This is a genomic window from Alloyangia mangrovi, from assembly GCF_002300555.2.
Lineage (GTDB): Bacteria > Pseudomonadota > Alphaproteobacteria > Rhodobacterales > Rhodobacteraceae > Salipiger > Salipiger mangrovi.
This window is the reverse complement of the sequence record NZ_NTHN02000068.1, coordinates 1-21,986: the sequence shown is the minus strand read 5'-3', so window position 1 is coordinate 21,986 and position 21,986 is coordinate 1. Positions and strand designations below refer to the sequence as shown.

General features: G+C 70.3%; 14 protein-coding genes and 4 pseudogenes. 12 read left to right on the top strand and 6 right to left on the bottom strand.

Translation table 11 applies throughout. The features are described from left to right. The 5 genes from CLG85_RS23905 to CLG85_RS23885 all read right to left on the bottom strand — a co-directional run. Nucleotides 1–489 (bottom strand): ester cyclase (locus CLG85_RS23905; RefSeq protein WP_260350164.1); only part of this gene is annotated, 489 nt, incomplete at its 3' end. A gap of 5 nt (nt 490–494) precedes the next feature. Then, nucleotides 495–1,361, bottom strand: a complete 867-nt coding sequence (locus tag CLG85_RS23900) for a dimethyl sulfoxide reductase anchor subunit family protein (protein WP_095884298.1) — start codon at nt 1,359–1,361, stop codon at nt 495–497. Between the two features lies 1 nt (nt 1,362). Further along, a complete protein-coding gene (locus tag CLG85_RS23895; RefSeq protein WP_095884299.1) occupies nt 1,363–2,112 on the bottom strand; it encodes a 4Fe-4S dicluster domain-containing protein in 750 nt (249 codons plus the stop codon). Between the two features lie 76 nt (nt 2,113–2,188). Beyond that, nucleotides 2,189–4,996, bottom strand: coding sequence for a molybdopterin-dependent oxidoreductase (locus CLG85_RS23890; RefSeq protein WP_260350162.1), 2,808 nt, complete (start codon nt 4,994–4,996; stop codon nt 2,189–2,191). A gap of 121 nt (nt 4,997–5,117) precedes the next feature. Continuing rightward, on the bottom strand, nt 5,118–6,341 hold the full coding sequence (locus CLG85_RS23885; protein ID WP_260350161.1) for a glycosyltransferase family 4 protein: 1,224 nt from the start codon (nt 6,339–6,341) through the stop codon (nt 5,118–5,120). A gap of 302 nt (nt 6,342–6,643) precedes the next feature. On the opposite strand from CLG85_RS23885, the gene CLG85_RS23880 reads away from it, so the two are divergent. The 6 genes and pseudogenes from CLG85_RS23880 (at nt 6,644) to CLG85_RS23855 (ending at nt 13,999) form a co-directional block, all read left to right on the top strand. Further along, nucleotides 6,644–8,038: a hypothetical protein gene (locus tag CLG85_RS23880; RefSeq protein ID WP_095883885.1), complete on the top strand. Its 1,395-nt coding sequence runs from the start codon at nt 6,644–6,646 to the stop codon at nt 8,036–8,038. A 19-nt stretch (nt 8,039–8,057) separates the two neighbouring features. Next, nucleotides 8,058–9,363: pseudogene (locus CLG85_RS23875) on the top strand (glycosyltransferase family 4 protein). Between the two features lie 254 nt (nt 9,364–9,617). Continuing rightward, nucleotides 9,618–11,387 (top strand): annotated as a pseudogene (locus CLG85_RS23870) (acyltransferase family protein); the annotation flags it as partial. Further along, complete coding sequence (locus CLG85_RS23865; protein ID WP_311735034.1) at nt 11,299–11,667, top strand: SGNH hydrolase domain-containing protein; 369 nt, start codon at nt 11,299–11,301, stop codon at nt 11,665–11,667. The pseudogene CLG85_RS23870 and the gene CLG85_RS23865, both read left to right, overlap by 89 nt. After that, the gene (locus CLG85_RS23860; protein WP_260350159.1) at nt 11,664–13,229 is read left to right on the top strand and encodes a GMC oxidoreductase; all 1,566 of its coding nucleotides are present in this window, start codon (nt 11,664–11,666) and stop codon (nt 13,227–13,229) included. Before CLG85_RS23865 ends, CLG85_RS23860 begins: the two co-directional genes overlap by 4 nt. Further along, nucleotides 13,226–13,999 (top strand): SDR family oxidoreductase, encoded by a 774-nt coding sequence (locus CLG85_RS23855; protein ID WP_095884110.1) that lies wholly within the window; start codon nt 13,226–13,228, stop codon nt 13,997–13,999. Before CLG85_RS23860 ends, CLG85_RS23855 begins: the two co-directional genes overlap by 4 nt. Here CLG85_RS23855 and CLG85_RS23850 read toward each other — a convergent pair. After that, a complete protein-coding gene (locus CLG85_RS23850) occupies nt 13,996–14,760 on the bottom strand; it encodes a WecB/TagA/CpsF family glycosyltransferase (RefSeq protein ID WP_095884112.1) in 765 nt (254 codons plus the stop codon). The two genes, CLG85_RS23855 and CLG85_RS23850, sit on opposite strands and share 4 nt — an antisense overlap. A 339-nt stretch (nt 14,761–15,099) precedes the next feature. On the opposite strand from CLG85_RS23850, the gene CLG85_RS23845 reads away from it, so the two are divergent. The 6 genes and pseudogenes from CLG85_RS23845 to CLG85_RS23820 form a co-directional block, all read left to right on the top strand. Then, on the top strand, nt 15,100–16,227 hold the full coding sequence (locus CLG85_RS23845) for a Gfo/Idh/MocA family protein (RefSeq protein ID WP_095884109.1): 1,128 nt from the start codon (nt 15,100–15,102) through the stop codon (nt 16,225–16,227). Then, nucleotides 16,215–17,219 carry an NAD-dependent epimerase/dehydratase family protein gene (locus CLG85_RS23840; protein WP_095884108.1) on the top strand — a complete coding sequence of 335 codons (1,005 nt, stop codon included), beginning with the start codon at nt 16,215–16,217 and terminating at the stop codon, nt 17,217–17,219. The genes CLG85_RS23845 and CLG85_RS23840 overlap by 13 nt, the downstream gene beginning before the upstream one ends. Then, nucleotides 17,216–18,429: pseudogene (locus CLG85_RS23835) on the top strand (glycosyltransferase). The gene CLG85_RS23840 and the pseudogene CLG85_RS23835 overlap by 4 nt, the downstream one beginning before the upstream one ends. Continuing rightward, nucleotides 18,426–19,385: a glycosyltransferase family 2 protein gene (locus tag CLG85_RS23830; RefSeq protein WP_095883711.1), complete on the top strand. Its 960-nt coding sequence runs from the start codon at nt 18,426–18,428 to the stop codon at nt 19,383–19,385. The pseudogene CLG85_RS23835 and the gene CLG85_RS23830 overlap by 4 nt, the downstream one beginning before the upstream one ends. Nucleotides 19,386–19,394: 9 nt before the next feature. Further along, nucleotides 19,395–21,500: an NAD-dependent epimerase/dehydratase family protein gene (locus CLG85_RS23825; protein WP_095883712.1), complete on the top strand. Its 2,106-nt coding sequence runs from the start codon at nt 19,395–19,397 to the stop codon at nt 21,498–21,500. 206 nt (nt 21,501–21,706) lie between these two features. Beyond that, nucleotides 21,707–21,986: pseudogene (locus tag CLG85_RS23820) on the top strand (hypothetical protein); the annotation flags it as partial.

The window sequence follows — 21,986 nt, the reverse complement described above, 5'->3', positions numbered from 1 at the left end:
GGCTCGGGGCGCCCCCGCGAGGCGCAGCCGCGCGCCCTCCTCCGGCGTCAGCCCGACCTGCCGCAGGATCGCCGCCTCGTCGCGCAGCACCCATTGCTCGGTCAGCCGTCCCGAGACGCAGAGCCGCTCGGACATCTGCGCGAACTGCACGGGCCTGCCACTCGGAGGCCCGTAGAGCCCCGCCCCACCGTGTCGGGCGGTGACATGAAAGCGCTCGGTCGCATAGAGCGTGTTGGCCCCGGTCGCCTGCCAGAGCCGGTCTTCCAGACGCAGCCGCGGCCCGGTCAGCGCCGCAAGCCGGGCCGCCAGTTCGGCCCCCAGCACCTCGGGCTCGGCCAGCGCACCGCTGCCGCCATGCGAAATCAGTTCGGGCGCCAGCATCGCGCCCAAGAGGTCAAGGCGCCGCCCCTCGTCGAGGTCACGGGTCAGGGCAGAGAGATACTGGCCGGCGTCCTGCCAGCGCGGGTCGAACCCGGCGAGAAACGACACACTCGTCACCTTCCGTAGTAGAGGCCCACCACGTGTTCGGCCTCGGCAAAGAAGAGCCAGCGCGAGAGGAGCACGCCCGCGACGTACAAGGCAAGACAGATGAAGTTAAAATATGAGACAGCCGTTGCGAGCAGGAGCGCCGCGGGCAGCGCGAAGGCAAGGAGCACCGCCAGCACCCGCAGCTTCAGCAGGTGGCGCCGGGCGACGACAAAGACCATCTCGCGCAGCAGGTAGTTGCTGCCGGTGTGTGGTGGGAAGAGCGCCCTTGGACTGCCCTCCGTGCCGAGCCCGGTGGCGCTGGCCAGCGTGGTGCCGCTGCGGGCGAGGCGCCTGTCGCCGTCGATCCAGACCCAGATCTGTAACGCGGCGGTGAGTGCCAGAAGCACCAGCGTGGGCCACGTCTGCCCATAGAGGAGTGCGCCGCCGGTCAGCGCGTAGGCGAGAAAGAGCGCCGGCGTGGACCCATGGTGCCAACGCGGAACGGACTTGAGCTGCGCGTAGATCATCGCGGTGCAGAAAACGGTGCCGAGCGCGGCAAGGCCGGTCAGCCAGCCCAGCGGCAGCAGCGGGTGGCCGAGCAGCAGCGACAGCCCGAAGCCTCCGCCGAGCAGTAGGGTGACAAGCGCCGCCCAGGCCTCGCGCGAGAGCCAGCTCGTGCGCCACTGGCGGAAGGCCTTCAGCGCCCGCTCGCGGCGTATGAGATGCATCGCCGAAGCGGCGAGTCCGGACAGGCACAGCGCATAGGCCAGCGCCAACCATGCGAGGGCCGCCATCCCCTCGGGCGGCGAGAGGGTGACGCAGAGCCAGGCCAGAAGGCCGAAGCCAAGCCCCGAGAGCGTGGTGAAGAGGATGAGCGAGGGCGCCGGGTGCATCTCAGAGCCTCGCCAGCGTCCGGTCGATCCAGCCGAGCAGGCCCCGGGGCTCCTCGGCCACCGGCTCGAGCCAGGGGGCGAGCAGATCCACCTCGCCCTCCCAGCTGTCGCGCGGGCGGGGCGGCAGGTACTTGTTGGCGGGCCGGGTGCCCTGCTCGGGCATGAGGTCCATGCCACCGCGCGCCTCGACCAGCAGCGAAACCGCGCTTTCCGGGTCCGACAGATCACCGAAATGCCGCGCGCCCGCCGGGCAGGTGCGGACGCAGGCGGGCTCGCGGTCCTGCTCGGGCAGGGTCTCGTTGTAGATGCGGTCGACGCAGAGGGTGCATTTCTTCATCACCCCCTCGGCCATGTCCATCTCGCGCGCGCCATAGGGACAGGCCCAGGCGCAGAGGCCGCAGCCGATGCACTCGGACTCGTTGACCAGCACGATGCCGTCCTCGGCCCGCTTGAAGCTGGCACCGGTGGGGCAGACGGTGACGCAGGGCGCGTCGGCGCAATGCAGGCAGGACTTCGGGAAATGCACCACCTGCGCGGCACCGGTTTGCGGCGTCACCTCGTAGGCGTGGACGCGGTTGAGGAAAGTGCCCGAGGGCGCGGCGCCACGGGGATCCTGATCCGACAGCGGGCTCGGCTGGCTTTGGGTGTTCCAGCCTTTGCACGCCACCACGCAGGCGTGACAGCCGACGCAGGTGTCCAGGTCGATGACGAGGCCGAGCTGGCGTTCCGTGTGGCTGGGGAGATCTGTCATTCTGGCCTCTGGCTCGTGTCTGGCGGGTTTCGGGGCGCTGCCCCGACCCCGGGATATTTGGACCTAGAAGAAAGGCTCAGTCGGGGCGGGGGACTGGGGATCGAAGCGGTGGGAAGCCGGGGCTGGCCTCGCGGGGCGCGGCAATCCTCTCGAGGCGGACACGCAGGTCGAACCAGGCGGCCTGGCCGGTGATCGGGTCGGAGTTCGACAGGCTCGCGCCATTCTCGCCCGAGGGCAGGTGCTCGGGGATCAGGTGGTTCAGCAGCACGCCCTTCGTCGCCTCCGGCGCCTCCGGGGCAAGCCCCCAGGCCCCCTTGCGCTTGCCGATGGCGTTCCAGGTCCAGACCACGTTCTCGCTCTGCGCCTCCATGCGCGCCGCGGGGGCGGTGATCTCGCCGTGGGGCGAGGTGACGCGGACCCAGTCGCCGTCCTGCAGGCCGAGGGCGCGCCACCATGCGCCGGGGATGTAGAGCGGGTTCATTCCGTGGATCTGTCGCAGCCAGACGTTCTGACTGCCCCAGCTGTGGTACATCGCCATCGGGCGCTGGGTGATCGCGTGCAGCGGGTAGTTTTCCTCGACTCCGGGGGTGTCCGAGAGCGGCGGGTACCAGACCGGCAGCGGCGTCATCACCGCGGCGAGGCGCTCGCGCAGGGGCTCGGGCGGCAGGCGCTCCCCCTGCCCCTCGGCGGCGCGCTGGAAGCGGCGGAGAGGCTCGGACCAGAGCTGGACGAGGGCGGGCGCCGGAGCGTCGAGCAGGCCTATTTCCACCGCCCAGTCCTGGTAGGCGCGGTTCCAGGGCTTGTAGTAGGCGGCCCCTAGCGGAACCGGGATGCCATGCGTGCCGCCCGCCGCGATGTAGCTGTCCAGCTGGGCCTCGTTCGGCGTGCCGCGCCCGTCCTGCAGGCCATGAGGCCCCATGCGGAATCCGGCGAGCGGGCCGACCCCCGGCCTACGCTCGTGGTTGGTGATGTAATCGGCGTAGTCGCGGTAGACCGGCTGGCCGTCCTCGGCCATGCCCGGCAGGCCAAGCCGTGCGCCAAGGTCCAGAAGCACCGATTGGAAGGGGCGCACGTCGCGATCCGGCTCCACCACCGGCCAGCGGATCGCGTCCGCGGCGGCATCCGGCTCGGAGATCGGCCGGTCGAGCAGCGAGATACAGTCGTGACGCTCGAGATAGGTGGTGTCGGGCAGGATGAGGTCCGCGTAGGCGACCATCTCCGAGGCATAGGCGTCGGAGTAGATAATCCGCGGGATCAGGTAATTGCCCTCCTCGTCCTGCGCCGTCAGCATCTCCATCGTGCCGGCGGTGTTCATCGTCGAGTTCCACGCCATGTTCGACATGTAGAGAAACAGCGTGTCGATCGGGTACGGGTCCGCCGCCACCGCATTGGCGATGACCATGTGCAGCATCCCGTGCACCGCCAGCGGCGCCTCCCAGCTGAAGGCCTTGTCGATCCGCAGCGGCGCGCCTGCCGCGTCCACCGCCAGGTCCTCGGGCCCGAGCGGGTAGCCGAGCGGCGGTCCCTCCAGGGGCTGGCCGGGGACAGCGCGGAAATGCGGGCGGCAATGCGCCTCGGGCGGCTTGGGATAGGGCGGCTTGAAGCGGAAGCTGCCGGGGGTCTCGACCGCGCCGAGCAGCGCTTGCAGCAGGTGGATGGCGCGGCAGGTCTGGAACCCGTTGGAATGCGCCGAGACGCCGCGCATGGCGTGCATGGCCACCGGGCGGCCGGGCATGGTGCTGTGCTGGCGGCCGCGGAAGTCGGTCCAGGGGCGGTCCAGCTCCAGCTTCGTTTCAAAGGCGGCGCGGGCGATCTCGGCGGCGAGCCAGCGGATGCGCTCGGGCGGCAGGCCGACGCGCGCGGCCACGGCCTCGGGGGCATAGGCGCGGTCCATGTACTGCGCGGCGATCATCTCCATCACCGTGCGGTGGCTGATCCCGGCGCGGCGCAGGTGGCCGGTGAGCTTCGGCTCCACCCTCTCGCCGTCCCAGGGCGCGGGGCGGCCGGTGCGGGCGTCGATGACCAGCGGGCTGCCGTCGTCACCCCTCAGGAAGAGCCCGTACTCCGGCGATCTCGGGTCGCAGTCGACCAGCACCGGGGCATTGGTGAACTGGGCGAGGAAGTCGAGGTCGATCCGCCCGGCGCGCAAGAGCTCGTGCACCAGCGAAAGCACCAGCAGGCCATCGCTGCCCGGGGTGATGCCGAGCCACTCGTCGGCGATGGCGCTGTAGCCGCTGCGCACCGGGTTGAGGCTGACCACCCTGGCGCCGCGCGCCTTGAGTTTCGAGAGCCCGATCTTGATCGGGTTGCTATCGTGGTCCTCGGCCACCCCGAAGAGCAGCAGCAGTTCGGCATGCTCCCAGTCGGGGGTGCCGAATTCCCAGAAGCTGCCGCCCAGCGTGTAGATCCCCGCCGCCGCCATGTTGACCGAGCAGAAGCCGCCATGGGCGGCGTAGTTGGGCGTGCCGAACTGCTGCGCCCACCAGCTGGTGAGGCTCTGCGACTGGTCGCGCCCGGTGAAGAAGGCGAGCCGCTCGGGCGCCGACTCGCGCAGCGGCTTCAGCCAGCCGGCGGCGGTCTCCAGCGCCTCGTCCCAGCTGATTTCCTCGAACTCTCCCGAGCCGCGCGGCCCCACCCGGCGCAACGGCGCGCGCAGCCGGGCGTGCGAGGTCACCTGCTTCAGACCAGCCGCGCCCTTGGCGCAGAGCACGCCGCGGTTCACCGGGTGGTCGCGATTGCCCTCGATGTAGACAGGGACGCCGTCTTTCAGGTGAACGTCGATGCCGCAGCGGCAGGCGCACATGTAGCAGGTCGTCTTGCGGATCTCGTCCGAGATCTGCACCTGGGTGTCGGGTGTGTCGAGCTGCCGTTCCGTCTGCGCCATGCGGGTCCACGTCCGTGCCTTCCGCGAAGGCTAGGGCACAAGCCCCCGTGAGGCTAGGTCTTCCCCGGTCACGCCCGCGCGATGGGCGGGGCGGCGCCCGCCACCTGCGGGCCGGGGCGGGTCAGCTCGCGGGGGCCGCCTGGCAGGGGGTGTCGGGGGCCGCGCAGGGGGCGGAGACCCGGCTGCGCTGCGCCACCTTCTCCTGCAGCAGCGTGCCGACCGAGCGGCCCCAGGCGTCCCAATTGAGCCGCGCCTCGTATTCCTCGCGGCTGCGGCGCGAGAGCGCGGCGTAGCGCTCGGGGGCGTCGAGGCAGGCGAGGATGCAGGCGGCAAAATCTTCGGCGCCGCTGCCCGGCGGAAGGGCGAAGCCGTTGAACCCGTCGCGCACCGGCACGCCGCCGACGCGCAGGCAGAGCGAGGGCACCCCATGCGCCGAGGCCTCGCAGAACGCGAAGCCGTAGCTCTCGAAGCTCGGCATGACGACGAAATGCGCGCGGGCATAGAGCTGCTGGAACAGCGCCGCCTGCTCGAGCACCGCCTTGTCGAGCTGGGGGTAGACCTCCGTATGCGGGCCCTGTGCCTCGGGGGGCGGCATACAGCCGATCACCGTCAGCCGCGCGTCGATGCCGCGCGCCCGCAAGAGGCACATGACCTCTTGCGCCACCGGGCCGCCCTTGGCCCACCAGTTGCGGCCTACCACCAGAAGGTGCAGCGTGCTTGAGCGCGAGATCGGCCGCGGTGCGGGCGGCGGCGGCGGGGCGATATTGGCGCCCCAGGGCACCAGCCGCGACTTGCACTCGGGCAGATCGTAGCGGGCAACGCTGGCGTCCATCAGCCATTGCGAGGGCCAGAGCAGCAGGTCGGCGCGACGGAAGACCGCGCCCTCGGCCCGTTCGACCCAGTCATCCAGAAGCCGCCCGCCAGGGATCAGCCCCGGGTGCGCCTGGCCGATCTCGGAGTCGCGGTAGACGCTGTGGGTGGCATCCGAGGTATAGGCCACCGTCATCGGGTAGGGCAGCCGCAGGCCGAGCAGCGACTGAAAGGCGTAGGCGCCGAAAAGCACGTCATACTGGTCCTGCGACAGCGCCGCCTCGATCCGCCGGGCGACCACCTGCGACAGCACCATCTGAAGGCGCCAGCGCAGGCGCAGGCTCAGCGCGTCGGGCAGCGACAGGATGGCGCGACGGATCGGCTCGGCGGCGCCCCAGTCGGTGGGAAGGATCGTGACCTCGCCCGCATGCGCCTGCAGCGCATCGTGGATGCGCGCGTTGCCGCCCGAATAGAGATTCCGGTCAAGCGCGGAGAAATCACTCAGGTAAGCGATCTTGAGGGGGCGACGGACCATACCACTCGTACTCCTGCAACCTTTCTTAACGTCAAGCTCAACCCGCAATCGGGCAGGAACATGTCTCCAAACGAACAATCCTGCGGTTTTACCGAGATTTAATCCAAGCCGAAGACCTCCCGCCAGCCGGGCTCCCACAGGCGTGCCGGAAATGTGCCAAATCTGCCGATCCGAGGGCCCAGATCGCTCTCCGCAGGCGACAGGACGGTCGGCGCGTGGTACCTAGAGGGCCTGATCCGGGCGAAGGGGGCGTCGTCCGGGGTTTGGTTCTGAGTAGTCTGGTCCACGGGTCGCAACACGGCATGCCCAACCCTCTTGCCTATCTGATGCTGGCGCTCTGGCCGATCGTTACGGTCGTGCTGTTCCGCCGCCTGCCGCCCGACCGGGCGCTGATCGCCGCGCTGCTGGCGGGCTATCTGATCCTGCCCGAACCGCCGGCGGCCTTCGATCTGCCGATGTTCCCGCCGCTGACCAAGCACAATATCCCCGCGCTCGCCGCCTTTGCCTTCTGCCTCTGGCGGTACGGGCTGGAAGGCGGGCTGCTGCCGCGCTCGCTGCCGGGGAAGATCCTGCTGATCACCTACGTGCTCTCGCCCGCGCTGACCGCGGTGACCAACACCGAGCCGGTGTTCTACGGCGAGATCGGCCTGCCCGGCCTCTCGATCAAGGACGGGGTGGCGCTGGTGCTGCAGCAGTTCCTGCTGGTCCTGCCTTTCCTGCTGGCGCGGCAGTTCCTGGCGCAGGGGGGCTCGCAGCGGCACCTGCTCGTGGCGCTGATCTGGGGCGGGCTGCTCTACACGCTGCCGATGCTGGTCGAAATGCGGCTCTCGCCGCAGCTCAACCGCTGGGTCTACGGCTATTACCAGCACCTCTTCGGCCAATCGATCCGCGCCGACGGTTACCGGCCCGTGGTCTTCCTCTACCACGGGCTTTGGGTCGCCTTCTTCCTGATGACCTCCGCGGTCTCTGCCTGGGCGCTGTGGCGAACCGAGCGCAACATCAAGATGCTGGTGGCGGCGCTCTGGCTGACGCTGATCCTCGTGCTGGCGAAATCGCTGGGCGCGCTGATCTTCGCCGTGGTGCTGATCCCGGTGGTGCTGCTGCTGACCCGCATGGGGCAAATACGCGTGGCGATCCTCATCGGGCTCGTGGCGATCACCTACCCGGTGCTCAAGGGCACGCACCTGGTGCCCGAGGACCGCATCCTTGCCGAGGCCGCCAGGATCGACCCCGAGCGCGCCTATTCGCTGGAGTTCCGTTTCGAGAACGAGAACACGCTGCTCGACCGCGCCTACGAGAAGCCGGTCTTCGGTTGGGGAAGCTGGGGCCGCAACCACATCCTCGACCCGGTCACCGGCAATATCCTGACGGTGACCGACGGGCGCTGGATCATCGTCATCGGCGTCTACGGCTGGGTCGGCTTTCTTGCCGAGTTCGGGCTGATCCTCTTGCCACTGCTGCTGCTTTGGCGCGAAAGCACCGCGCACGGAAAGGCCGAGATATCGCCCTTCATCGCGCCGCTCTCGCTGCTTCTCGCGATCAACCTGTCGGACATGGTGCCCAATGCCACGCTCACCCCGCTCACCTGGCTCGTCGCGGGCGCGCTCACCGGCTACGCCGAGGCGTTGAAGGCGGCGCGGCTGAAGCGGCTCGCGCGCAGGCGGCCGGGGTCGCTGAAATGGCAGTCGATCCTCTGAGCCCCGGACGCCCGCAGCCATGACCCCCAAGCCCCGCATCCTTGCCATCGCAGAGGCCGCCAACCCCGAATGGGTCTCGGTGCCGCTGGTCGGCTGGTCGCTCGCCAAGGCGCTGCGCGAGGTCGCCGACGTGCATATCGTCACGCAGGTACGCAACCGCGACGCCTTCCTGCGCGCCGGGATGGTCGAGGGGCAGGACTTCACCGCCATCGATTCCGAGGCCTTCGCCCGCCCGATGTGGAAGCTCGCCGAACGCCTGCGCATGGGCGAGGGCAAGGGCTGGACCATGGTCCAGGCGATCAACGCGCTGAGCTATCCCTACTTCGAGCGGCTGGTCTGGCAGCGCTTCGGGGCGGAGATCCGCGCCAGGGAATGGGACGTGGTGCACCGCATCACCCCACTCAGCCCCACTGTCTCCTCGCCCCTTGCGGGTCATTGTGCAAAGGCCGGAGTGCCCTTCGTGCTCGGCCCGCTCAACGGCGGCGTGCCCTGGCCCAAGGGCTTCGACGCCGAGCGCCGGCGCGAGCGGGAATGGCTGAGCTACTTGCGCGGCGCCTACAAGGCCCTGCCCGGGCGGGATGCAACCCTGCGCCGCGCCAGCGCGATCCTTGCCGGATCGCGCCATACCGCCTCCGAGATTCCCTCCCGATATCGCGAAAAGCTGGTCTACCTGCCCGAGAACGCCATCGATCCCGCCCGGTTCAACAAGCAGGCCACGCCCGAACCCGGCCCGCTGCGCGCCGCCTTCGTCGGGCGGCTGGTGCCCTACAAGGGGCCGGACATGCTGCTCGAGGCGGCAGCGCCCCTGCTTCGCGACGGACGCCTGCAACTCGAGATGGTCGGCGACGGGCCGATGCGCGCGTCCCTCGAGGCGCAGGCGAAGGCGCTGGGGATCGCCCATGCCGTCACCTTCCACGGCTGGCTCGACCACCGCGCGGTGCAGGACGTGCTCTGCCGCTGCCACCTGTTGAGCTTCCCCTCGATCCGCGAGTTCGGCGGCGGCGTGGTGCTCGAGGCGATGGCGCTCGGCGTGGTGCCGATGATCGTCGATTATGCTGGCCCCGGAGAACTGGTCACCGAGGACAGCGGGATCAAGCTGCCCTGCACCGACCGCGCAGGGATCATCGCCGCCTTCGGCACTGCGCTGGACCGCCTCGCCACCGATCCCTCCCCCCCTGCCCGCCATGGCGCAGGCGGCGCGGACACGCGTGCACACGCAGTTCACCTGGGCGCGCAAGGCCGCGCAGCTGGCCGAGGTCTACGACTGGATCGCCCGGGGCCGCCCCGGCCCGCCGCCCGATCTTCTGCGGGACAGAGAGGCCTGATCCGATGCACCGTCGCTCCGATGAATTTCCCCAAGTCCGCTCGCAGTTTCGCAACACTTCCAAGGCTACCCTACCGGCACCTGCCTTTTCCTTGCGAGCCTGCCACCGGTCTTCCTATAGTCGCGCCCGTGCGCAGGCCGGGGCGCGAGGCGCATCTGCCCCTGTCGGGGCCGTTCCATATCGAGTTGGTGTCATGTTGAGATCCGGTCCGGTCATGCCCTCACCCGTCCAACCCCACAGCGGCTGCCCCGCCCATGCGTGACCCGGCAGCCCCGCGCGATCCCGCCCATGCCCCCATGCCCTACCGCCCCGACATCGACGGGCTGCGGGCGGTGGCGGTGCTCTCGGTGGTGCTCTACCACTTCGGCCTACCCTGGCTCGGCGGCGGCTTCACCGGTGTCGACATCTTCTTCGTCATCTCAGGCTTCCTGATCGGCGGCATCCTCTGGCGCGAGTACGAGGCCGAAGGGCGCATCCGCCTCGGCGCCTTCTACCTGCGCCGCTTCCGCCGCCTTGCCCCGGCCTTCTTCACCATGGCACTGCTCACCACGGCGCTGAGCGCGGCGCTGCTGCTGCCCTTCGAGTTCCGCGAGTTCGGCAAGTCGCTGATCGCCGCCACGGTCTATTTGTCGAACGTGCTCTTCTACCGGCAGTCGGGCTATTTCGACACCGGTGCAGAGTTGAAACCGCTTCTGCACACGTGGTCGCTGGCCGTGGAAGAGCAGTTCTACCTCTTCCTGCCGCTGCTCATCTTTCTACTGTCGCGCAATCGGACGCTGCTGCTGATGGCGCTCGTGGCGATCTGGGCCGGCTCGCTCGGCTCTAGCGTGCTTGCCACGCCCACGCATCCGGATGCGGCCTTCTACCTCTTCCCGTTCCGCGCCTGGGAACTGCTGTCGGGCGTGCTGCTGGCAATCTGGGGGCTGGAAACGGGGCGCGTCTGGCGCGGGCGCCCGGCGCTGAGCTGGGCCGGGCTGACGCTGGTGCTGGGCTCCGTGCTGCTGATTCCGGCGGGGCCGCTCTTCCCCGGGCTTCTGGCGCTGGCCCCGGTGCTCGGCGCGGTGCTGCTGATCGGAAGCGGCACCGGCGACAGCCCGGTGAACCGCGCACTGTCGCACCCGGCCGCGCTGTTTTTCGGGCGGATCTCCTATTCGCTCTACCTCTGGCACTGGCCGGTGCTGTGCCTGTCGCTCTACCTGCGCGGCGAGTACTCCGGCCCGCTGGAGACGCTGTGCTGGATGGCGCTCTCGGTAGCGCTGGCCTGGCTCTCTTGGCGCTTCGTGGAAACCCCGATGCGCCGCGCCCGGCTGCCGGGGGTTGTGCTCGTCAGCGCCACCGCGCTGGCCTCGGCGGCAACGCTGGCCGTGGGCGCCTGGCTCTACCTCGGCGACGGGCTCGCCGGGCGCTTCGGCCCGTCGGTGCGCCCGCATATCGCCGCCTCTGCCGACTTCCTGCAGGACTGGAGCCGCTGCACCACCGCCGCGAGCGGCCCGCTGATGGGGATCGAGACCTGCCCGATCGGCCCCGAAGGCACGCCGCAGGTGCTGGTCTGGGGCGACAGCCACGTGCGCGCCTTCAAGGAGGGGCTCGACCTCGCCGCCCATGAGGCCGGGGTGCCCGGGCTGATCATCTGGCGTGCCGGCTGCCCGCCGCTTTTCGGCATCCGCAAGAGCGAGAGCGCCGCCACCCCGGCTCAGGACCACGCCTGCACCCAGGCCAACCTGCAGATCCGCCAGGCGCTGCCCGCGATGACCAGCCTGCAGCGCATCGCCCTGATCGGCCGCTGGACCTATTACGCCCATGGCGCGGGCATCGGGCTCGACGCGGGTAATACCATCCAGCTCTTCCCCACCGACTCTCCGACCCCGGCCGACGCGCCACAGTCGCAGATCGTCGCCGAGGCCGCCCGCGCCACCGTTGCCGAGCTGCGCGCCGATGGGCCCGTGGTCATCGTCCTGCGCCAGCCCCCCGAGATCGCCAATTACGACAGCCGCCGCGCCGCGCGCGAGGCCGCCCCACGCCGGCTGGCCACTGGCCCCGGCGCCGGTCACCGATCCCGACATGCCGCGCGGCACCCTCGCGCAGCGCGTGGCCGAGGCCGAGGCGCCCTGGCGCGCCATGGCCGAGGCGGGAGAAATCACCCTCATCGACAGCTGGCCGCGCTTCTGCGACGCCGGGGCCTGCCACGCGTTGCACGACAGCGAAGGCTGGTACTTCGACAACAACCACATCACCAACACCGCCGCCCGTGCGCTGCGTGATCTCTTTGTCCCGATCTTCGGCACCAAGGTGGCCGGCCTGTGAGCCACCCGCTGAGCGAAACCCGCTGGGACGCCATCGTCATCGGCACCGGCATCGGCGGCGGCACGCTGGGCCGCGCGCTGGCCGAGGCCGGGCAAAAGGTGCTCTTCCTGGAACGCGGCCCCGCCGGCCAGCGCACTGCGCGCAATGGTCTTTCCGAGATCTTCGTGCCCGAGGCCCGGCTCGCCCGCGGCCTCTGGCCCGAGCCTCTGCACGCCCGGGTGAACGGGGTCGAAAGCAGATTCTACGCCCCGCTCGGCGCCGGGCCGGGCGGCTCCTCGGTCTTTTACGCCGCGACGCTGGAGCGGCCCGAACGGCACGATCTCGACGATCTGCCCGGCCTGCCCCACCCCGCGGGCGGCTGGCCGGTGGGCTATGACGCGCTGCTCCGCTGGTACGACCGCGCGACCGAACTCTACCGCATCCATGGCACCCCCGACCCGCTCTCATCCGAGCCCGCGCCGCCGCTCCGCAGCCCGCCACCGCTCACCGCCACCGAGACCGCGCTGATGCGGGCGCTCGAGGCGAACGGGCTGCACCCCTACCAAGCCCATACCGCCATCGACCGCGGGCAGGACTGCCTGAATTGCCTTGGCAGCAAGTGCCCCCGGACCTGCAAGATGGACGGGCGCTCCGCCGGGGTGGAGCCCGCGCTGGCCACCGGCAACGCCATGCTGCTCGACCGCGCCGAGGTGACCCGCCTGCTCGGCAGCGGCGACCGGGTCGAAGGCGTCGAGGTCCGCCGCGACGGCGAGACCCATGTGTTTCACGCCGAAACCTACGTCTTGGCCGCCGGGGCGCTGAACTCGCCGCGCCTGCTGCTGGCCTCGGCCTGCGAGGCCTGGCCCGAGGGCGCCGCCAATGGCTCGGGCCTCGTCGGGCGCAACCTGATGTTCCACCTCAACGAGATGTTCGCCCTCTGGCCGCCGCGCGGCACGCCCGATCACGGGGCGACAAAGGCGATCTCGCTGCGCGATCTCTACCGCGCCGAGGGCACGCCCATGGGCACGGTGCAGGCCATGGGCATCCGTGCCTCCTATGGCGAGATCACCTTCTACCTGAACCGTATGCTGGCCCGCTCGCGCCTGCGCCGCCTGCCGGGGCTGAGCCAGTTCACCCGGCTGCCCGCCGCCGTCGCGGCGAAGCTCTTCGGCCATGCGCAGATCTTCGTCGGCCTGCTCGAGGACCTGCCCTACCCCGAAAACCGCGTCACCTACGACCCGTCGCATCCACACCGGCTGTCGGTCGACTACACGCTGCACCCCGAGCTGCTGCAGCGCCGCCGCGCCTTCCGCAAGGCGATCTCCCGCGCGCTGAAAGGCCAGCGCCGCCTGTTCCTCGGCCACACCCCCGAGCTGAACTTCGGCCACCCCTCGGGCACGCTGCGCTTCGGCACGGATCCCCGGACCTCGGTGCTCGACGCGGACTGCCGCGCCCATGGGCTGCGCAATTTGCGGGTGGCGGATGCGTCGTTCATGCCAAGCTCGATGGGGGTGAACCCCAGCCTCACCATCGCAGCCAACGCCCTGCGCGTGGCCGATACGATCCTCAAGGAGGCCAGATGACCCAGCTCACCCCCGAGAGCGGCCTCGCCGTGGTCACCGGCGCAGGCTCCGGCCTCGGCCGCGCCATGGCGATCGAGCTGACGCAGCGCGGCTTCAGCGTCGCCGGACTCGGTCGCCGCCGCGCCGCATTGGAGGAGACCCGCGCCAAGGCCGAGCCGGGGCGCTTCCACCTCTACCCCGCCGATCTCGCCCTGCCGCAGGAGGTCGCCGAGACCTTCGCCCGCATCCGCTCCGAGCACGGGCGCATCGCGCTGCTGATCAACAACGCCGCGACCTACCCGCGCCGCGACATTCTCGACGAGAGCGGCGAGAGCTTCATGGCGACCGTCGCCACCAACCTCGGCGGTACCGTCGCCTGCTCCCGCGCCGCATTGGAGGGCATGGTCGCGGAGGGGCGCGGACGCATCCTCAACGTCGCCACCTTCGCCGATCTCGCGCCGCTGCCCGCCTCTTCCGCCTATGCCGTGTCGAAGGGCGCCGCGCGGATCTTCACCCGCGCGCTGATCGCCGATCTCGCGGACCGCTTCCCCGAAATCGTCATAACCGACTGGATGCCGGGGATGCTGCGCACGCAGATGGGCATCCCGGACGGGCTGCCCGCCGAAGAGGCGGCCCGGTGGGGCGTCGCGCTGGCGCTCGATGCCAACCCCGCGCTCACCGGCGCGACCTTCGAGATGGACCGGGAAATCCTGCCGCCGCGCAGCCTGAAGGGCAGGCTCAGGGAGCTGCTGCTGATGCGCCGCCGCAGACCGAGGAGGATCGTCCCCTAGGGGCGCAGCGTGAAGAAGCGCAGCAGCAGCGCCCGCGCCGACTGCCCCGGCAGGATCGACAGGCAGCGCAGGTAGCGCAGCCCCAGCCGCCGCGGGTTGTTCACCGCACGCCACAGCCACTCCATCGCCAGCTTGCGCGTCCACTCCGGCGCGCGCTGCTGGGTGCCCGCAAAGAAATCGAGGCCCGCGCCGATCCCGGCAAAGCCCACGTTCGGCGCCAGCTTGCGCCCCACCGCGCCAAAGATTTCCTGCTTGGGCGCGCCGAGCGCGACAAAGCACAACCCCGCCCCCGAGGCGGTGATCTCGTCGAAAACCCTCCGCGCCTCTGCGGCCTCGGGATCGAAGCCCATGGGCGGAGCGATCAGGCACACGACGCTCAGGTCGCGCACCTCGCGTTCGAGGTAGCTTCGCGCGCGCGACAGCGCCGCGGGTGTGCTGCCGACCAGCGCCACGCCGATGCCCTGTTTTGCCGCGATGCGGGCCAGCGGCAGGATCGCGTCGGAGCCGGGGATCAACTCGACCGGCCGCCCGGCGAGCCGCGAGAGCCAGACGATCGGATTGCCGTCGGCGACAACGAGATCCTGCGCCGCATAGGCCGCCCTGAACTTCGCCGAGCGGCGCAGCTTCACCAAGTGGTCGAGGTTGATGGTCGCCAGCGCAAAGCCCTGCCTCTGCGCAAGCCGCTCGGTCACACGCGCCTGCAGAGCGGCCCAGGTGGGCACGCTGATGGCGACGCGCTGGCCGCCAACCCGAAATTCCATGCGCGGATACATCGGCGCGCGACATCCTTATTTCGCCCCGTCGGCGAATGTGGCGCATGGCCTCGGGCGATCCTAGCTGGCCGGGGCAATTTGCCCCCGACCGTGGCCGCCGTGCCGCAGTTCCGAGACAAATGCGCCGCGATCCCCGCATTGCACCGATGAGGCCTGCACGCCGCCGAAATTCGGTCAAAGTTCTCTGCTGAAAGGCGTGCCAAAGGCGCCTTCCGAAATGCGCATCCAGTCTTTGCACGACCCCTAGTCAGGTACCCCGATGATCGCCCTCCGCCTTTCCCGCCCCGCGCGCCCCTGCCGCGCGCTCCGCTGCGTGACGGGCGTCAGATGACCGGCACCATCGCCTTGCTTGGCTGCGGTTTCGTCGCCGATCTCTACCTGCGCTCGCTGCAGGCGATGCCGGGCATCGTGGTCCACGCGGTGCACGACCGCGACGCCGCACGCCTGTCGCGCTTCTGCGCCCATTGGCAGCTGCGCGCCGAGCCCGATCTCGAAGCCTTCATCGCCGGCCTGCCAGAGGGCTGCGTGGTGCTCAACCTGACCAACCCCGCGGAGCATTACGCGCTGAACCTCCGGCTGCTCGAGGCCGGGCACCATGTCTACTGCGAGAAACCCCTGGCCCTGGAACTGGCACAGGCCAAGACGCTGCACGCGCTGGCCGCCGAGAATGGCGTGCTGCTCGCCTCCGCGCCCTGCTCGGTACTGGGCGAGGCGGCGCAGACGCTCGGCCATGCACTGCGCCAGGGCATCGCTGGAACGCCTCGCGCGATCTACGCCGAGCTCGACGACGGTTTCATCCCGCAGGCACCCTACACCGACTGGCACACCGAGACCGGCGCGCCCTGGCCCTACGAGGACGAATTCGTCACCGGCTGCACGCTGGAACACGCGGGCTACTATCTCACCTGGCTGATCTCCTGGTTCGGCAGCGTGCGCAAGGTGGTCGCCGCCTCGGCCGAGGTGCTTCCGGAGAAGGCCGGCCTCAAGGCCGCCGCGCCGGACCTCTCGGTCGCCACGCTTTTCTTCGAGAACGGCCCGGTCACCCGGCTCACCTGCTCGATCGTCGCCAGCCATGGCCATGGCATCCGCATCTTCGGCGACAAGGGCGTGCTGAGCTGCGGGGCCTCCTGGGACAATGCCGCCAAGGTGCGCTTCGCCAAACGCAGCACCCTGCGGCGGCGGCTGGTCGAGTCCCCCTTCCCGCGCCGCCTCCGGCTGCCGCAGCCGACCCATCCCAAGGTGAAGCGCTGGGGCGCCGCGGCGATGAACTTCATGCTCGGCCCGGCCGAGATGCTGGAGTCCCTGCGCGAGCGCCGCCCCTGCCGCCTGTCCTCGGAGTTCGCCCTGCACCTCACCGAGGTCACGCTGGCGATCCAGAACGCTGGCGAAGACACCGGCCCGCAGGTGATGACCACCCGCTGCGATCCCATGGAGCCGATGCCATGGGCGAGGTGACGGGCGACGTGACTGGCACAGTGACGGGCCAAACCCGCATCCTGCTGACCGGCGCCACCGGCTTCGTCGGCCGCGCGGTGCTCGCCGAGGCCCGCGCGCAGGGGCTGCAAGTCACCGCCCTGCGCCGCGCCCCCACGCCGGAGAAGAGCGCCCAAGTCAAAGGGGTTAGCTGGATCGAGGCCGATCTCTCGGACCCCGCCTGTATCCAGAGCCTGCGCGACGCGGCGCAGGGGTGCTCGGCGGTCATCCATGCCGCCGCGCATCTCGGCTCCGACGAGGGCACGGTCGCCGCCACCACCGTGGATGGCACCCGCCACCTGCTCGCCGCCCTCGAGGGGCTGCCGCTGCACCTCGTGCTGGTCAGCTCGCTCGGCATCTACGACACTGCCCGGCTTTCTCCCGGCGCCGAGGTCACCGAGCGCACCCCGCTCGAAACCAGCGCCAATGCCCGCGATGCCTATGTCGCCGGCAAGCTCGCGCAGGAGGACCTCTGCCGCGCCTCTGGCCTGCCGCTGTGGATCCTCCGCCCCGGCGTGATTTTCGGCGCTGGTAGGACGTGGAACGCCCATCTCGGCCCGGCGCTCGGCCCGCTGCTGATCCGCGTCGGCACCAAGGGAGAGCTGCCGCTCGCCCATGTCTCGCACGTGGCGAAGCGCCTGCTGCAGGCCGCCCTGCGTCGCCCCGAGGGGGTGCGCGTGATCAACGTCATCGACCCCGACCGCCCCGACCGCACCCGCTTCCTGCGCGCCCATGCCGCCTCGGGATGGCCGAAGGGGGTGCTACCGCTGCCTTGGCCGCTGTGGATGCTGGCCGCGCGGCTGCTGGCCCCGCTCGAGGCGCGCCTGCCGGGCCTGCTGCGCGTGCCGGTGCTCAAGGCGCGGATGATGCCGCTGCGCTACCCCGACAAGGAGCTCATCGCCGCGCTCGGCCCGCTGCTGCAGGACCGTTTTGGCGCGCTCATGGCGCGCGCCCTGCAGGAGAGCCGCGAATGAGCCTGCCCAAGCTCGCCTATCTTACCGGCGAATACCCCCGCGCCTCGGACACCTTCATCCAGCGCGAGGTCGCCGCCCTGCGCGCGTTGGGCCACGAGGTGCTCACCTGCTCGATCCGCACCACCGGACCCGAGCATCTCGTCGGCCCCGAGCAGCGCGCCGAGCATGCGCAGACCTTCAAGGTGCTGGACGCCTGCCGATCGCCGCTGCGCCTGCTCCGCGCCCATGCCCGCTGGATGCGCAGGCCCGGCCGCTACCTGCGTGCGCTGGCGCTCTCATGGCAGACCGCGCCGAAGGGGCTCAAGGGCCGCGCCTTCAACCTTATCTACTTCGCCGAGGCCGGGGTGCTGGCCGAGGCGCTGGCCGAGGCGGGGATCCAGCACCTGCACAACCACATCGCCAAGGCCTCCTGCACCGTCGCCATGCTGGCCTCGGAGCTCTCGGGCATCCCCTACAGCTTCACCATCCACGGGCCGGACATCTTCTTCGAGCCGCATCACTGGCGCATCGACGAGAAGACCCGCCGCGCCCGCTTCGTCGCCTGCATCAGCGCCTTCTGCCGGGCGCAGCTCATGTGCTTCGCGAACCGGGCGGACTGGGGCAAGCTGGAGATCATCCACTGCGGCATCGACCCCTCGCGCTACGCGCCCTCGCGGCACGCGGGCCAGAGCCTGCTCTTCACCGGCCGTCTTGCCGGGGTGAAGGGCGTGCCGGTCCTGCTGCGCGCGCTGGCCGCGCTCGCCCCCCGCCACCCGGAGCTGCGCCTGCGCCTCATCGGTGACGGCCCCGAGCGCAGGGCGCTGGAGGCTCTCGCCACCGAGCTGGGCATCGCCGAGCGCTGCGAGTTCCTCGGCTACCGGTCGCAGGCCGAGGTCGCCGAGGCGCTGACCGGGGCCGACATCTTCGTCCTCCCGAGCTTCGCCGAGGGCGTTCCCGTCGTGCTGATGGAAGCCATGGCCGCGCAGGTGCCGGTGGTGACCACCCGCATCGCCGGGGTGCCCGAGCTGGTCGAGCATGGTGTCGCGGCCTGCTGGTGCCGCCCGGCGAGGCAGAGGCCCTGACCGAGGCGCTCGACGCCCTGCTCGCCGACCCCGGGACCCGCCGCAGCATGGGCGCCGCAGGCCTCGCCAAGGTTGCGGCCGAGTTCAACGCGACGACCGAGGCGGCAAAGCTCTCCGCCATCTTCAGCGCCTCGGAGCCCATCACATGACCCTCGTCGACGTCGTCCTCATCGGCCGCAACGAGGGCGCCCGGCTGGTCGCCGCGCTGGCCTCGGTCAAGGGGCAGGCGCGGCAAGTGGTCTATGTCGACAGTGGCTCCACCGACGGCAGCCGCGCCGAGGCGAGCAAGGCGGGGGCCAGGGTGGTCGAGCTGGACCTCAGCGCCCCCTTCACCGCCGCCCGCGCTCGCAACGCGGGCTTCGCGGCACTGGCCGATCCGCAACTGGTGCAGTTCATCGACGGCGACTGCACGCTGGTGCCGGGCTGGCTGGGGCACGCCCGCGCCCACATGCAGGCAAACCCCAAGACCGCCCTCGTCACCGGCTGGCGCTCGGAAATCCACCGCGACGCCAGCCTTTACAACCAGCTCTGCGATGTCGAATGGCACCGCCCTGCCGGAGAAATCCAAACCTGCGGCGGTGACATGATGCTGCGCGCCGAAGCTTTCCGCGAGGTCGGCGGCTTCGACCCCACGGTCATCGCCGCCGAGGATGACGAGTTCTGCACCCGCCTGCGCAAGGCGGGCTGGACGCTCGAACGCCTGCCGCGGGAGATGACCCGCCATGACGCCGCCATGCTGCGCTTCGGCCAATGGTGGAAACGCGCCGTGCGCACCGGTCACGGTTTCGCGCAGGTCGGCCATCTGCACCCGGACTACTTCACCACCGAGCGCATGCGCGCTCTGGTCTACGCGCTTGCGCTGCCGCTGCTGATCCTGCTCGGTGCCGCTGTCTTCTGGCCGCTCGCCCTCGCGGCGCTGGCCGCCTACCCGCTCAACTGGGTGCGCACCGCGCAGGGGTTGCGCCGCGAGGGACAACCCGCCCCCGAGGCCCGCCGCCATGCGCTGCTGCTCACCCTGTCCAAGTTTCCCAACCTCATCGGCATGGCCACCTTCCACTGGCGCCGGCTGAGGCAGGCGCCGATGCGCCTGATCGAGTACAAGTAAGGAGCCCCCATGCCGCACCCCATCCGCGTGGGCCTCATCGGCGCCGGCTATATCGCGAGCTGGCACGGCGATGCGCTGAAGGCGACCCCGGACGCGCAGGTCACCGCCGTCTGCGACCTGTCGGAACCCGCCGCCGAGGGGCTGGCCATGGCCTATGGCGCCGTGCCCTTCACCTCTGTCGAGGCGCTGATCACCTCCGGCGCCTGCGACGCGGTGCATATCCTCACCCCACCGCATCTGCACGCGGGTCTGGCGCAGCAATGCCTGAAGGCCGGGCTGCACGTGCTGGTGGAAAAGCCGGTCGCAGTGAGCCTTGGCGAGACCCGCGCCATTGCCGAGACCGCAGAGGCCGCCGGGAAACGCTTCCACCCCGGCCACAACTTCCTCGGCCTGCCCTCCTACGTCCGGATGAAAGAGGCGCTGCAGGCCGGCACCTATGGCCGTGTCTCGCAAGCCGAGATCACCTGGGCCTTGCCGCTGGCGCCGCTGCGCTCCGGCCCGTTCAGCCTGTGGCTGCTGCGCGCGCCGAAGAACCTGCTGCTGGAGCTGGGGCCGCACCCCTTCGCCTTTGCCGTCGACCTCTTCGGCCCGCTCGACATCCTGCATGCCGAGGCCACCAAGCCGATCGCCCTGCCCGGCGACGACATGCGCCCGCAGGGCTTCCGCATCCTCGCCCGCGCCGGCGGCGTCGAGATCACCTTCCACCTGTCGATGGTCGAGACGGTGGACGACCGCTCGGTGACCCTGCGCGGCTCTTCGGGGCGGGCGCGGCTCGACTATGCCGCCGACACGCTGGTGGTGGACCGCGAAAATGCCTCGGACCTGATCGTGAACCCGCTGCGGCGGCAGCTCGACCAGAGCTGGCAGCACCTGCGAGAAGGCCTCCGCAATGCCGTGATCCAGACCGCATCGCTGAACCAGAAGGGCCCCTACGCCCAGAGCTTCCGCGGCATGATGGCGGCCATTTACGGCCCCCTCGCCAACAACCAGCCGCAGGACAGCCGCTTCAGCGCCGAGAGCGCTCTCACGGTGATGGAGGCGCTCGAGGCGGCCATCGCCAAGCTTCCCTCCGAGGCGCTGGAGGTTAAGGCCCCCGCGGTTGCGACCCGCAAGCCGAAACCCACCGCCATGGTGATCGGCGGCACCGGCTTCATCGGTCGTGCCCTGACCCGGCGGCTGGTGGCCGAGGGGCAGGACGTGCGCGTGCTTTCGCGCGGGCGCAATGGCCCCTTCCCCGACCTGCCCGACCGGGTGGAGACCGCCCCGGTCTCGCTGCACGATCTGGACGCGCTGACGGACGCCATGCAAGGCATCGACACGGTCTACAACCTCGCCCGCGCACTGGAAACGACATGGGCCGGGGCGCTGGTCAACGATGTCGGCGTCTCCACCCGCATCGCCATGGCCTGCGAGGCGGCGGGGGTGAAGCGGCTCGTCTACACCGGCACCATCGCCAGCTATGACATGTCCGACCCGCATGTGCAGATCACCGAGGAGACCCGCTTCCCCGAGGACATGACGGGCCGCAACCTCTACGCCCGCTCAAAGGCCGAATGCGAGCGCCAGCTCATGAACCTGCACGCCGAACGCGGCCTGCCCGTGACCATTGCCCGGCCCGGCATCGTCGTGGGCCACGGCGGACCCCTGCAGCACTGGGGCATCGGGCGCTGGCACGGCGCGGGCGCGGTGCGCATCTGGGGGCCGGGTCAGAACATCCTGCCCTTCGTGCTGATCGACGACGTGGCTGACGGGCTGCTCCGCATGGGCGCGGACCCCGCGGCCATCGGCCAGAGCTTCAACCTCGTGGGCGAGCCCATGCTCACCGCGCGGAGCTATTTCGATGCCATCGAGGACACACTCGGTGCCCGCATCCGCGTGAGCTCGGGCAATCTTTCGGTCTTCTATGCCGCCGACGCGGTGAAATACGGTCTCAAGAAATACGCCCTGCGCAAGAAGGGCCTCGTGCGGCCCTCACTGGCGGATTGGCAGAGCCGCGCGCATTTCTCGCCCTTCGTCAACGACAGGCCGAAAGCCGTGCTGGGCTGGCAACCCGAAGCGGACCGCGGACGTTTCATCGCAAGGGCTATCACCGAAGCAAATCTCTTCGGGTTCTAGGAGGACGGGGTGCGGCCAGTGCGCCTATTTCCTCCTTATTGTTGACCGAATCTCATGGCCTTATAGCGCCAAGGGTCATGAGTGCATGGGCCGTAAGCGCGTCGGGCGATGCTTGGCGCATGCGGCCGGCAAGCAGGCGGCCCTCTCGCCCGGTGGGCAGGGGAGCCGCAGGTGGGTGCCCGCGTGTGAGGTGCGGAGAGACGAGTATGGTAGAACGCCGCAAATTCCAGCGTCGAAAACGGGTCGAAGAGACGCCGGAGGATCCGCCGATCCTCCCGCTCGAGCGCCGCGAGGACCGGCTCGCCCGCCGCGAAGCCGACCGCGAGGCCGAACAGGCCCGCGCCGAGCAAGCCCGTATCGAGCAGCACCGCGCCGAGATGGACAGCGCCCGCCGCCAGCTCGCTGCGACCCGCGCCCGCTCCGTGACGCCGCGCCCCGCGCCCGAGCAACCGCGCCGCAGCGCGCAGAGCCGGTACGGCCCGCGCG

What these genes read in the sequence shown, in the direction of transcription:
- CLG85_RS23900 (WP_095884298.1), bottom strand. Translation starts at nt 1,361, where the DNA reads ATGCACCCGGCGCCCTCGCTCATCCTCTTCACCACGCTCTCGGGGCTT.
- CLG85_RS23895 (WP_095884299.1), bottom strand. Translation starts at nt 2,112, where the DNA reads ATGACAGATCTCCCCAGCCACACGGAACGCCAGCTCGGCCTCGTCATC.
- CLG85_RS23890 (WP_260350162.1), bottom strand. Translation starts at nt 4,996, where the DNA reads ATGGCGCAGACGGAACGGCAGCTCGACACACCCGACACCCAGGTGCAG.
- CLG85_RS23885 (WP_260350161.1), bottom strand. Translation starts at nt 6,341, where the DNA reads ATGGTCCGTCGCCCCCTCAAGATCGCTTACCTGAGTGATTTCTCCGCG.
- CLG85_RS23880 (WP_095883885.1), top strand. Translation starts at nt 6,644, where the DNA reads ATGCCCAACCCTCTTGCCTATCTGATGCTGGCGCTCTGGCCGATCGTT.
- CLG85_RS23865 (WP_311735034.1), top strand. Translation starts at nt 11,299, where the DNA reads ATGGGCCCGTGGTCATCGTCCTGCGCCAGCCCCCCGAGATCGCCAATT.
- CLG85_RS23855 (WP_095884110.1), top strand. Translation starts at nt 13,226, where the DNA reads ATGACCCAGCTCACCCCCGAGAGCGGCCTCGCCGTGGTCACCGGCGCA.
- CLG85_RS23850 (WP_095884112.1), bottom strand. Translation starts at nt 14,760, where the DNA reads ATGGAATTTCGGGTTGGCGGCCAGCGCGTCGCCATCAGCGTGCCCACC.
- CLG85_RS23845 (WP_095884109.1), top strand. Translation starts at nt 15,100, where the DNA reads ATGACCGGCACCATCGCCTTGCTTGGCTGCGGTTTCGTCGCCGATCTC.
- CLG85_RS23840 (WP_095884108.1), top strand. Translation starts at nt 16,215, where the DNA reads ATGGGCGAGGTGACGGGCGACGTGACTGGCACAGTGACGGGCCAAACC.
- CLG85_RS23830 (WP_095883711.1), top strand. Translation starts at nt 18,426, where the DNA reads ATGACCCTCGTCGACGTCGTCCTCATCGGCCGCAACGAGGGCGCCCGG.
- CLG85_RS23825 (WP_095883712.1), top strand. Translation starts at nt 19,395, where the DNA reads ATGCCGCACCCCATCCGCGTGGGCCTCATCGGCGCCGGCTATATCGCG.